8 protein-coding genes are annotated in these 12,352 nt (G+C 74.2%); 3 read left to right on the top strand and 5 right to left on the bottom strand.

Features of this window, described 5'->3' with window-relative positions; genetic code table 11:
* Positions 1–47 precede the first annotated feature (47 nt).
* Positions 48–2,033: a glycosyl hydrolase gene (locus LQK89_RS15895; RefSeq protein WP_231049661.1), complete on the top strand. Its 1,986-nt coding sequence runs from the start codon at positions 48–50 to the stop codon at positions 2,031–2,033.
* Between the two features lie 119 nt (positions 2,034–2,152).
* On the opposite strand, the gene LQK89_RS15890 is transcribed toward LQK89_RS15895, so the two are convergent.
* Together LQK89_RS15890 and LQK89_RS15885 are read right to left on the bottom strand one after the other, a co-directional pair.
* A complete protein-coding gene (locus LQK89_RS15890; RefSeq protein ID WP_231049660.1) occupies positions 2,153–2,932 on the bottom strand; it encodes an Fpg/Nei family DNA glycosylase in 780 nt (259 codons plus the stop codon).
* A gap of 41 nt (positions 2,933–2,973) precedes the next feature.
* Entirely contained in the window at positions 2,974–7,770 is a 4,797-nt protein-coding gene (locus LQK89_RS15885) for an ATP-dependent helicase (RefSeq protein WP_231049659.1), read from the bottom strand.
* Between the two features lie 160 nt (positions 7,771–7,930).
* Here LQK89_RS15885 and LQK89_RS15880 point away from each other — a divergent pair, with 160 nt between their 5' ends.
* The gene (locus tag LQK89_RS15880) at positions 7,931–8,593 is read left to right on the top strand and encodes a PadR family transcriptional regulator (RefSeq protein ID WP_442874070.1); all 663 of its coding nucleotides are present in this window, start codon (positions 7,931–7,933) and stop codon (positions 8,591–8,593) included.
* A 237-nt stretch (positions 8,594–8,830) separates the two neighbouring features.
* On the opposite strand, the gene LQK89_RS15875 is transcribed toward LQK89_RS15880, so the two are convergent.
* On the bottom strand, positions 8,831–9,451 hold the full coding sequence (locus tag LQK89_RS15875) for an alpha/beta hydrolase (protein WP_231049657.1): 621 nt from the start codon (positions 9,449–9,451) through the stop codon (positions 8,831–8,833).
* A gap of 73 nt (positions 9,452–9,524) precedes the next feature.
* On the opposite strand from LQK89_RS15875, the gene LQK89_RS15870 reads away from it, so the two are divergent.
* Positions 9,525–10,067, top strand: a complete 543-nt coding sequence (locus tag LQK89_RS15870; RefSeq protein WP_058742808.1) for an NUDIX hydrolase family protein — start codon at positions 9,525–9,527, stop codon at positions 10,065–10,067.
* 110 nt (positions 10,068–10,177) lie between these two features.
* Here LQK89_RS15870 and LQK89_RS15865 read toward each other — a convergent pair whose 3' ends face one another.
* Complete coding sequence (locus LQK89_RS15865; protein WP_058742809.1) at positions 10,178–10,381, bottom strand: CsbD family protein; 204 nt, start codon at positions 10,379–10,381, stop codon at positions 10,178–10,180.
* A gap of 140 nt (positions 10,382–10,521) precedes the next feature.
* Positions 10,522–12,144, bottom strand: coding sequence for a DEAD/DEAH box helicase (locus LQK89_RS15860; RefSeq protein WP_058742810.1), 1,623 nt, complete (start codon positions 12,142–12,144; stop codon positions 10,522–10,524).
* Positions 12,145–12,352: the final 208 nt, after the last annotated feature.

Raw genomic sequence — 12,352 nt, 5'->3', positions numbered from 1 at the left:
GGGCGGGCCCGACCCGTGCCTCCCGTCCGGTCCTGCTGGTCACCCTGGTGACGGCCGTCACCCTCCTGGTCACCGCGTGCACCGGGCCGGGAGGCACGGATCACCCGACCCCGTCGGCCTCTGCCACCGACGCGGCGGCCCAGGCGCGCGCGGTCGCCGCCCTGGGTGACGTCACGTCCTCCACCGCGGGGACGATGCGCCTGGCGGACGGGCTGTTGCCCCCGACGAACCGGTGGTTCTCCGGGCTCGTGTTCGGCGCGGCACCGCAGCCGGTGTTCCCGTCACCGATCTCGTGGCAGGTCACGAGCGGCGGGTTCGCCGCCGGGCTGCCGGACGTCACCGCGACCGAGAAGACCATCGCGGGCGGCGCCGTGCCGCAGGTCGGCTTCGACCTCGGCGCGACGAGCACCCTGGTGTCGGCGTACGACGCGGTGTCGGTGACCGTCGAACACCGCGACGGCGACACCGTGCTCGGCCACTCCGTCGTCGCCGAGGGCTCACCGCTCGTGACCTACACGGCCGCACGCGACGGGCAGCTCGGCGCCACCACGCCGCTCACCCGCACCGGTGACGGCACCGCGACCATGACCGGCGGCGGCCGCACCTGGCAGGTCGTCGTCCGCGACGGCACCGTCGACACCTCCGGGATCGCGCTGCGGAAGGGCGGCTCGGTCGTCCTGCTGCCGACCCCGGACGGGGCGAGTGCGTCCCAGGTCGCACGGCTCGTCGCGGCCGCGCGGCCCCTCGTCGGCACGACCCTCGAACGCAGCGCGACCCGGTCCACGCAGCGCACCACGCTCGGCTACGACTTCGGCGGCGGTGCGGGCGTCCTCGTCCCGCAGGCCGGTCAGGGCACGTCCGGCCTGTCGTGCACCGGGCTGGAGGTCGCGACCATCACCGGGCCCGCCCCGGTCTGCACCGGCACCGCCCTCCGGTTCGCGGCGGAGACCGTGCAACCCGACGACCGTCTCGACCTGTCCGGGCTCTCCGCGGCGGACCGCGCGACGCTCACCGACCAGGTCCGCGAGGACGCCGCCGGGGTCGACCCGTCGTCGTACGCCGCCGACACCTACGGCGGCGGCAAGGACCTGTACCGCGTCGCGACGCTGTACCGGCTCGCGGTCGGGCTCGGTCTCGACGACCAGGCGGCGGCGCTGAAGTCGTCGATCGTCAGCGAGCTCGACCAGTGGTTCGACGCGTCCGGCTGCGGCGACCGCAGCGCCCGGTGCTTCCGGTACGACCCGACCGTGCACGGGCTCGTCGGGCAGCAGCCGTCCTTCGGGTCCGACGAGTTCAACGACCACCACTTCCACTACGGCTACCTGCTGTCCGCGGCGGCGATGGTCGCGGACGGGGACGACGCGCTCGTGTCCCGGTGGCGGACGGTCGCCGACCTGGTCGCGGCGGACATCGCCTCGCCGACGCAGACGACGTCGTTCCCGGCGCTCCGCGTCTACGACCCGTACGCACAGCACTCGTGGGCGTCGGGGTACTCGCCCTTCGCGGACGGCAACAACCAGGAGTCCGCGTCCGAGGCCGTGTCCGCCTGGAACGGCGTCGCCCGCTGGGGCACGGTGTCCGGGTCGGCGTCCCTGCGCTCGGTCGGCACCTGGCTGCTGTCGAACGAGGCGGCGTCGGCGCAGCGCGACGTCCTCGACCCGGACCTGTCCGCCTTCCCGGGCTTCACGCACCGGGTGGTGTCCCTGAACTGGGGCGGCAAGCGCGACCACGCGACGTGGTTCAGCGCCGCGGCGGCGGCTCCGGCGGGGATCGAACTCATCCCGATGCCCGCGATGGCGGGGGAGTACGCCGGCGCCGGTGGTCGGGCGCAGATCCAGCGGGTCCTCGACGAGGCGGTGCCGGACGGCCGCTACGACGTGCAGTTCGGCGACTACCTGCTCATGTACCGGGCGCTCGGCGGGAAGTCGGACGCGGCGGCGGCGCTCGCGGCGGCGAAGCGGTTGCCGGACGCGGTCGTCGACGCGGCGAACTCGCGGTCGTACCTGTACGCGTGGATCATGACGCGGACGTGACACTGACGTGACGCGGCGGGCCCGCTCGGGCCGGAGCTGCCTGTGCGGGACGGCTCGGCCCGTGTGGGCCGGAGTTGCCCGTGCGGGCCGGCTCGGGCCGGCACTGCTGGCCGCTCCGGCTACGTCTGGCAGCGTGGGCACCAGTAGGTGTCGCGCAGGGTCAGCTCGGAGTCGCCGAGCTCACCGTGCCGGATCGGCGTCCCGCACCGCAGGCAGGGCTTGCCGGCCCGTCCGTACACCCAGAAGCGCCGACCCGGGCGGTCGACGCCCGTCGTCACGCGGGCGTTGCGGTCGCGGTTCGCCAAGATGAGCCGGCTCGCGAGCGCGATCGTCCGCGCCGGGTCCTGCACCTGCCCGACCGGCCGCGTCGGCAGCACACCGCGCAGGAAGCACAGCTCGTTCCGGTACACGTTGCCCAGTCCCGCGAGCACCCGCTGGTCGAGCAACGCCAGACCGACGGGGCGGTCCGGGTCGGCCGTGAGGTTCGCGAGCGCCCGGTCGGCGTCCCAGTCGGGGCCGAGCAGGTCCGGCCCCAGGTGTCCGACGACCTCGGACTCCTGGTCGCGAGGGACCACCTCGAGCACCCCGAGGGTGAAGCCCACAGTGGACACGTCCTCGGCGTCCAGCACCACGCGTGCCTGGTGCGCCGGCCGTCGCCAGCGCTCACCCGGGGCGTAGACGTCCCACCGCCCCTCCATCTTCAGGTGCGAGTGCACGGTCAGGTCGCCGATCCGATGGAGCAGGTGCTTGCCGCGCGGGACGACCTCGTCGACGGTCCGACCGACCAGGTCGAGCGTCGCGAACGCGGGCACCCGGAAGTCCGAGCGGGTCAGGACCTTGCCGGCGAGGGCGGTGTGCAGGCGTCGGGCGGCCCGGAAGACGGTGTCACCCTCGGGCATGGCACACCGTCCCGCTCGGAGTCGCGCCGGTCGTGCTCGGTTCAGACACGGAGCCGCACCCCCTGCGGGGTCGCCGTGAAGCCCGCCTCGCGCAGGGCGCTGCCGAGCGGGCTCTCGAGGACGAACTCCCCGTCCACGCGTTCGACCGCGAGCTTCCGGAGCCCCGAGCGCACCACCGCGGCGATGGACCGGGCCGCCGCGAGCAGGTCCGCCGGGTCGTCGGTGAACGTCAGGACGGACTTCCCGCCCCGTTCGACGTAGACCACCAGGCGGCCGTCGACGGTCGTGACCAGCGCGCCGGCCTTCCGTCCGGGACGGTGCCCGCGGGTCTTGCCCGTGCCGGTGGAGGCACCTGCGGCTCGCACCGTGCTGGTGCTGGTGCTGGACCCGGCGGCCGCGGCGTCGGAGCCGTCGGCCGCGCCCGTGGTGTCCGCCGGGTCGCCGTCGGACGGCCACGGCAACGCCGCACCGTACGGGTTCGCGGGGTCGGTCGCGGCGAGGGTCAGCGCCTGGCGCTCCCGGTCGGCGTCGGCACGCTCGTCGTCGTCCAGGTCCCGCGCGTACGTCCGGAGCCGGTCGACCGTGGGGCTCGTCGCGAACTGCGCCGCCCCGAGTCCCTCGACGAAGTACCCGCGGCGGGCCCGACCGGACTCCTCGAACCGGCTGAGCACCCGGTACACGCCGGCGAATCCGCCCCGCACGCCCTCGACCTGCACGGCACCCCGGGTCACGACGCCGTACCGCTCGAGCAGCTGCTCCGCGGTCGCGGCGGCGCGGACGGTGCCGTCGGACTCCGCGAGCGGCAGCAGCGACCACCGGCCGCCGACCGACGGCGGACCGGACTGCGTCGGGAGCGTCGGGCGTCGCCGGCCGCGGTACGGCCGGGAGCGCGGCGCGCTCGTGCTCTTCGCCTTCCCGCCGAGCATCGCGCGGAGCGGGGCGAAGGTGTCGTTCGTGATCTGTCCGGCCCAGACGAGGTCCCACAGCGCCGTCGCCAGGGCGGTGTCGTCCGTACTGCCGACCGCCTGGCCGAGCTGCCGGAAGAAGTACGCGCCGCCGCCGGCGAGTGCGCCGAGCACGTCGCGCTGCAGCTCGGTGGTCTCGTCGCCCGAGGGCTCGGCGAGCGTCGTCTCCGCCGTGTCCGCCAGGTGGAGGCGGACCCACCCGTCGTTGCCGGGGAGCGTGCCACCGCCGGACCACAGGACCTCGCCCGTGGCGGTGAGCTCGTCGAGCATGCTCGTCGAGTAGTCGCTGACCCGGGCGGGCAGCACGAGGGTCTCCCACGCGCTCGCGGGCAGGGCGACGCCGGCGAGCTGGTCGATCACCTGCAGGACACCGTCCACGCCGCGCAGCCCACCGCGGGTCCCCGGGGTGTGCACGTGCTGCCACGCGGGCAGGAAGCGCGCGAGGGTGTCCGGCGACACCGGCTCGACCTCGTGCCGCAGGGCCGCGAGCGACTTCGTGCGGATGCGGCGGAGCACCTCGGCCTCGCACCACTCCGCGCCCTGTCGGTCCGGCCGGAACTCGCCCTCGACGACCCGGCGGTCGGCGACGAGTCGGCGCAGGGTGTCCTGGACGACCGCGACGCCGAGCCCGAGGCGCCCGGCGGCGTCCTGCAGCGAGAACGGTCCGTGCGACCGCGCGTACCGGCCGACCAGGTCGCCGAGGGGGTCGGCGACGGGCTCGACGAACGCGGTCGGGACGCCGATCGGCAGCGGGACCCCGAGGGCGTCCCGCAGGCGCGAGGCGTCCTCGATCACCGCCCAGCGGGTCGTCCCGGCCTGGCTGAAGGAGAGCACCCGCCGGTCGCGCTCGAGCGACTCGAGGGCGGTCCGCACCGTGGCTTCCGCCGCCTGCTGGTCGGCCGCGTCGGCGAGCCAGCTGCGTGCCGTCAGCTCCGGCAGGTCGAGCGCACCGACGAGCCGGAGCACGTCGACGATGCCCTCGGCGTCCCGCGCACGACGGTCGGGCGACAGCCGCTGCAGGTCACGTTCGACGGAGGCGATCACCTCGGGGTCGAGCAGCTCCCGGAGTTCGGCGCGCCCGAGCAGCTCGCCGAGGAGCGTCGAGTCGAGCGACAGCGCCGCGGCCCGGCGCTCGGCGAGCGGGGAGTCGCCCTCGTACATGAACGCCGCGACGTACCCGAACAGGATCGACCGGGCGAACGGTGACGGCTGCTCGGTCTCACGCTCGACCAGGCGGATGCGGCGCTCGCCGATCTGGTCCGCGATGCCGAGCAGCGCGGGGACGTCGTACACGTCCTGCAGGACCTCGCGTACGGTCTCGAGGACGATCGGGAACGTCGGGTACTTCTGCGCGACCTCGAGCAGCTGCGAGGCGCGCTGGCGCTGCTGCCAGAGCGGTGACCGCTGCCCGGGGTTCCGGCGCGGCAGCAGCAGGGCGCGCGCCGCGCACTCGCGGAAGCGCGCGGCGAACAGCGCCGAGCCGCCGACCTCGTCCGTCACGACGGCTTCGAGGTCGTCGCGCTCGAACACGAACAGGTCGGCCCCCGGCGGCTCGGCGTCGGTCTCCGGGATCCGGACGACGATCCCGTCGTCGGCGGCCATCGCGTCGCCGTCGATCCCGTGCCGCTCGCGGAGCCGGGCGCCGACGGCCAGGGCCCACGGGGCGTGCACCTGCATGCCGTACGGCGAGTGCAGGATGAGCCGCCAGTCGCCGAGCTCGTCACGGAACCGCTCGACCACCAGGGTCGTGTCGTTCGGGACGTGTCCGGTGGCCTCGCGCTGCTCGCGGAGGAAGGTCAGCAGGTTCGTGACGGCGCGGTCGTCCAGGCCACCGGCGGCCACCCGTGCTCGGGCGTCCTCGTCCGAGGCGCCCTCGACCTCGCGGACGAACGCACCCGTCGCCTTGCCGAGCTCGGCGGGCCGGCCGATGCCGTCGCCCTTCCAGAACGGCACGCGTCCCGGCTGCCCGAACGCCGGGCTGACGAGCACCCGGTCGTGGGTGATCTCCTCGATGCGCCAGCTCGTGGCCCCGAGTGCGAACACGTCGCCGACCCGGGACTCGTAGACCATCTCCTCGTCGAGCTCACCGACGCGGGACGCCTTCTCGCCGACCATGAACACGCCGAACATGCCGCGGTCGGGGATCGTGCCGCCGCTCGTGACCGCGAGCCGCTGCGCCCCCGGTCGCCCGGTCAGGGTGCCGTGCACGCGGTCCCACACCAGACGCGGTCGGAGCTCCGCGAACTCGTCGCTCGGGTAGCGCCCGGTCACCAGGTCGAGCGTCGCCTCGAACGCGGAGCGCGGCAACGAGCTGAACGGGGCACTCCGCCGGACGAGCTCGAACCAGTGCTCGACGTCGACGGTGTCGATCGCACCGGCGGCGACGGTGTGCTGGGCGAGGACGTCGAGGGGGTTCGCGGGGACCGAGATCGACTCGATCTGCCCGGAGACCATGCGCTCGACGGTGACCGCGCTGTTGACCAGGTCGGCGCGGTGCTTCGGGAAGAGCACACCGCGGGAGATCTCACCGACCTGGTGTCCCGCGCGGCCGACGCGCTGCAGGCCGCTCGCCACGGACGGCGGTGCCTCGACCTGCACGACGAGGTCGACCTCGCCCATGTCGATGCCGAGCTCGAGTGAGCTCGTCGCGACGACGCAGCGCAGGCGTCCGGACTTCAGATCGTCCTCGATGATCGCGCGCTGGTCCTTCGACACCGAGCCGTGGTGCGCCCGGGCGAGCACCGGGACCGCCGGGTCGGACCCGCCGCCGTCCGTCTGCCCGGACTGCCCGATCACCTGCGCCGGCGGCCGCTTCGGCTGCGCGACGGGGGCGTGCGCAGATGCACGGCCGGGAGACTGCGTGACCGGCCCGGCCCCAGCACCGCCCGGTCCGGCCCCAGCGCCGGCAGCACCGACGGTCGCCGGTTCGCGGACGTCCCGCGCCGCCAGCACCCGTTCCTCGTGGATCTCGTTCAACCGCGCGGTCAGGCGTTCGGCGAGCCGTCGGGAGTTCGCGAACACGATCGTCGACCGGTGCTCCTCGACCAGGTCGACGACCCGTTCCTCGACGTGGGGCCAGATCGAGCCGTTGGTCGGCGACTCGGTGGCGTCGGCACCGACCGGGGGAGCACCGAGCTCGGTCATGTCGTCGACCGGCACGACGACCCGTAGGTCGAAGGTCTTCTGCGCGGGCGGCGCGATGATCGTGACGGGTGCCCGGCCGCCGAGGAACCGAGCGACTTCTTCCGCGGGCCGCACGGTCGCGGACAGACCGATGCGCTGCACGGGCTCGTCGAGCAGGTCGTCGAGCCGCTCGAGCGACACGGCGAGGTGCGCCCCGCGCTTCGAGGACGCGACCGCGTGCACCTCGTCCACGATCACGGTGTCGACGTTCACCAGGGTCTCGCGCGCCGCGGAGGTGAGCATGAGGTACAGCGACTCGGGCGTCGTGATGAGGATGTCCGGCGGCTGGCGGAGCAGGCGCTGCCGGTCGGCGGACGGGGTGTCCCCGCTCCGGACGCCGACGGTGACCTCGGGCGGCTCCGTGCCGAGCCGCCGGGCCGTCTGCGTGATGCCGACCAGCGGACTGCGGAGGTTCCGCTCGACGTCGACCCCGAGGGCCTTGAGCGGCGAGACGTAGAGCACCCGCGTGCGCTGCTTGGCGGGTGGACGGTCCGTCGCGCTGATGAGCCGGTCGATCGACCACAGGAACGACGCCAGGGTCTTGCCGGACCCGGTCGGGGCGATCACCAGCGCGTGCTGCCCGGTCGACACGGCGTCCCAGGCGCCGGCCTGCGCGGCGGTCGGGGCGGCGAACGCACCGCGGAACCACTCCGCGGTCGCGGGGGAGAAGCGCTCGAGGACGTCCGTCATGGTCCGTCCCATCCTGCCCGCGGCCACCGACAGCGGGCCGAGGAAGACCGGTGCTTGACATCGCGATAGTTAGCGATCTATCGTTGACGCATCGCGACACGCACACAACAGATCGCGAGCCCACTTCACCCGACACAGAGAAGGAGTCCTCATGCACACCATGCACGACGACCAGATGCACGACCGCCGCGACCAGCGCGGCACCGGTCCGCGCGGCCCTCGCTTCGGCGGCGCGCGGCAGCACCACGGGCACGGCTTCCCCGGCCGCGACCGCGGTGACCACGACCACGGCGGACGCGGTGGCTTCGGTCCCGGGTTCGGCGGACGCGGTTTCGGCCCGGGCTTCGGTCCCGGGTTCGGCGGCGGCCCCGGCTTCGGCCGCGAACGCCGTCGTCGCGGCGACGTCCGTCTCGCGATCCTCGGCCTCCTCGCCGAGGGCCCGCAGAACGGCTACGCCGTGATCAAGACCATCGCCGAGCGCACTGGCGGCGCCTGGAAGCCGAGCCCCGGCTCGGTCTACCCGACGCTCCAGCAGCTCGTGGACGAGGACCTCGTCGTCTCGACCGGCGACGGGCGCAAGACGCTGTTCGAGCTCACCGAGGCGGGCAGGGCCGAGGCCGCGGCCAAGGCGGACGAGATCGCCGCGGCGTTCGACGCCGCCCCGGGCATGCCGGACACGCAGCGTGCGTTCGTCGAAGCACTCCGGAAGACCATGGGCGTGCTGCACGTGTACCGGTCGAGCGCGACCGACGAGCAGACGAAGGCGGCCACCGCGAAGATCGACCAGCTCCGCAAGGACCTGCTGCAGATCCTCGCGGACTAGCGGCTCGCGTCCGACGCGACACGACGACGGCCGGGAGGCACGTGGCGGGCCCGCCACGTGCCTCCCGGCCGCTTCCCGTCACCCGCGCAACGTCACCCCCTCGCCCCGTCACCCCCTCGCCCCGTCACCCCCTCGCCCCGTCGATGGAGCAGAAGCTGTCGAGTGCACGGAGGCGACCCGACGTCGTCTGCTCCATCGACGGGGCGGGCGGAGCGGGCACGACCTCCGCTGCCCGCGTCAGTCGGCGTCGACGAAGGCGGCGACGTCGGCGAGCTCCGCGGCCGACACCGCGTGTGCCAGTCCCGCGTACGTGCGGTCGGTGACGTCCGTGTGCGCGGCGGCCCACGCCTGCGTGCGTGCGGTCGCCTCCGCCGGGATCACCGGGTCCAGGTCGCCGTGCCCCAGGAACACCCGGGGGCGGACCGTCGCCACGGCCTCGTCGCGGGAGTCCGCGACCCCCGGCACGACGAAGCCGGACAGCGACACCGCGAACGCGAACGCCCCCGGTCGCGCGCGCAGGAGCTGCAGCGCCATCGAGCCACCCTGCGAGAACCCGAGCAGTCCGATGCGGGGGTGGTCGGCCGCGACGTCGTCGATCCACGCGAGGACCTCGTCGACGGCATCGTCCACCGGACCGACCGCGGGGGACCCCGGCGTCCCGAGCGGGTACCAGGAGAACCCGGGACCCCACGGCATCGGCGCGCGCAGCGACGCGGCCGTCCACGCGGGCGGGAGCACGGGTGCGATCCCGAGCAGGTCCCGCTCGTTCGAGCCCACCCCGTGCAGCAGGACGAGCAGCGGCGTCCCCGCCCGCTCGTCGGCCGGCCGGGTCCACTGCACGACGTCCGCATCGATCACGTGGACGACGCTAGCCGTCCACGGCGACCGCGGCGTGCGCCGAACTCGCCGGGGCGACTGGTAGACACGGTGCATGGCCTCGCTGCGCACCCCCGACCCCGACTCCGGCTGGCTGTCCGACGAGGAGCTCGCGAACATCCGCCGGCGCCTGCCGATCTGCTACGTCGAGGCGCTGCCCGTCCGCACCGACGGCCTCGGCGTGGTGACCGAGGTGGGCGTGCTGCTGCGCGTCTCGCCGAGCGGGTCGATCGCCCGGACGCTCGTCTCCGGCCGCGTGATGTTCGGCGAGTCGATCCGGACCGCGCTGTTCCGGCACCTCGAGAAGGACCTCGGTCCGATGGCGTTCCCGCAGCTCCCCGCGAGCCCGACGCCCTTCACGGTCGCCGAGTACTTCCCGCTCCCCGGCGCCTCGGTGTTCACCGACGAGCGGCAGCACGCGATCTCCCTCGCGTACGTCGTGCCCGTGACGGGGACGTGCGAGCCGCGTCAGGACGCCCTCGAGCTCACGTGGATGAGCCCGATCGAGGCGGCCTCCGACGCCGTCGCCGAGGAGATGGAGGGCGGTCGCGGCGCCCTGCTCCGTGCGGGCCTGGCGTCCGTCGGGGCCCTGCACTAGCGGGACCCGCCCGCTGCCCGCGCGGCCTCCGCCCGCCGCACCCGCACACGACGAAGCCCCCGGGACCGATCGGTTCCGGGGGCTTCGCAGCGCGGTCGCTGGGACCGGCTTCAGTGCTTGTCGTTGCGGAGGCTGTCCGCGACGCCGTGCGCCGCGTCCTTGACGTCGTCGACGCCCTGCTTGGCCGACGCCTTGGCCTGGTCGGTCTGACCCTCGGCCTTCAGCTTGTCGTTGCCGGTCAGGTTGCCGAGGCCCTCCTTGACCTTGCCGACGAGCTTCTCGCCGGTGTGGTTGTTGTCTTCGCTGCCAGCCATACGGTCTCCTTCCAACGACGGACGATTCCCCGTCAGCCGCTCGCGCGGCGTCCGGTGCAGGAGAACCTACGCCGCCGGACGACCGGGCTCGCACCCGGCGTCCAGGTTCGGACCGAAGGAGTCAGTCAGCGGCGGTCAGCTCAGTGGCGGTCGGCCGACCCCGCGGGACGCGAGGCCCGACGCGAGCCGCTGCGACGCCGCGCGCCGCCCGACTCCGAGCCGGCGCTGCGCCCACCGACGTACCCGCCCTCGGACGACCACACGGCGCTCGACCCGCCGCGCACGACGTCGCTCGAGGCACGACGACCGGAGCCGCCGCGACGCTGCCCACCGGTCGCCGGGGCCGCGCTCGCCGGAGCCGCGGCGGCACCGCGACCCGAGGCCGACCGGCCGCCGCGCCCGTTGCCGGACCGGCCCGACGTGCCGGACGCACCGGTCGAGGCGGGCTGGGCCGCGCCTCCCGACCGTCCGCCGCGACCACGGCGACGACCGCCGCCCTCGCTGCCGGAGCCGGCCGACTCAGCACGCGGCGCGCGCTGGCGCTGCTGCTGCTGGACCGGCTGCTCCTCGACGTGCCGGATCGGTGCGACCTCGCCGACGAGCTCGGTCACCGCGGGGGACGTCGCCGTCACCTGCTGCGGCTTCACCGAGATCGCGGCCGCGCGCATCATCTGCGCGACGTCGCGGCGCTCGGCCGGCAGCGTCACGGTCACGACGTCTCCGGAGGAACCGGCACGCGCGGTGCGGCCCGAGCGGTGCAGGTACGCCTTGTGCTCGGTCGGCGGGTCGACGTGCACGACGAGCTCGACGTGGTCGACGTGCACGCCACGGGCGGCGACGTCGGTGGCGACGAGCACGAGGGCCTCGCCGGACGAGAACTTCGCGAGGTTCCGCTCCCGGGCGCCCTGCGACAGGTTGCCCTGCAGGTCGACGGCCGGGATGCCCTGGCTGGTCAGCTGCTTGGCGAGGCGCTTGGCGTGGTGCTTCGTGCGCATGAATAGGATGCGGCGACCGGTGCCCGAGGCGAGCGTGCGGACGAGGTCCTTCTTCGCGTCGGCGTCGGCGACCTCGAACAGGTGGTGGGTCATCGCCTCGACCGGGCTGGTCTCGTCGTCGACGGAGTGCATGACCGGGCTGTGCAGGAACTTCTTGACGAGCTTGTCCACGCCGTTGTCGAGCGTCGCCGAGAACAGCAGGCGCTGCCCCTGCTCCGGCGTCGCCTGCATGATCTTCGTCACGCCGGGCAGGAAGCCCATGTCGGCCATGTGGTCGGCCTCGTCGAGGACGGTGACCTCGATGCCGTCCAGGTGCACGTGGCCCTGCTGCATGAGGTCGGCGAGGCGACCGGGGCAGGCGACGACGACGTCGACGCCACCGCGGAGCGCGTCGACCTGTCGGCCCTGGCCGACACCGCCGAAGATCGTGGTGGTGTTCAGGCCCATCGCCTTCGCCAGCGGGGCGAGGGTCGCGTCGATCTGGGTCGCGAGCTCCCGCGTCGGGGCGAGCACGAGCGCACGGGGGCGACCGGCGCGACGCCCGCGGGGCGAGGCCGCCAGGCGTGCGGCGAGCGGGATCGCGAACGCGATCGTCTTGCCGGAACCGGTGCGGCCGCGGCCGAGCACGTCCTTGCCCCGCAGGGAGTCGGGGAGCGTGTCGACCTGGATCGGGAACGCCGTCTCCTTGCCCTGCTGGACGAGGACGTCGACCATCGGCGCCGGGACGCCCAGGTCGGAGAAACGGACGGAGGAGGGGGATGCGGTCATGGTGACCTTTCGGGCCGGCACGTGCCGGCCGTGGGCGCGCTCGTGGTCGGCGCGCGGGCGGGATCCCCGCATCAGCGTGGCTGACGCGGTCGCCGCAGCAGAGAGCCTGGCACCGGATGTGACGGTGCGTGATCATCGACCGGATGAGGGTCGGGAGTCCGGGGCGTCCGTACGACGCACGAGGCGATCGGCGCCTCGAGTACCCCCA

The organism is Curtobacterium sp. C1, assembly GCF_021049325.1.
In the GTDB taxonomy this organism is placed as follows: Bacteria; Actinomycetota; Actinomycetes; order Actinomycetales; family Microbacteriaceae; genus Curtobacterium; species Curtobacterium citreum.
Note: the sequence above shows the minus strand (reverse complement) of the source record. Positions and strands in the feature narration are given on the sequence as shown.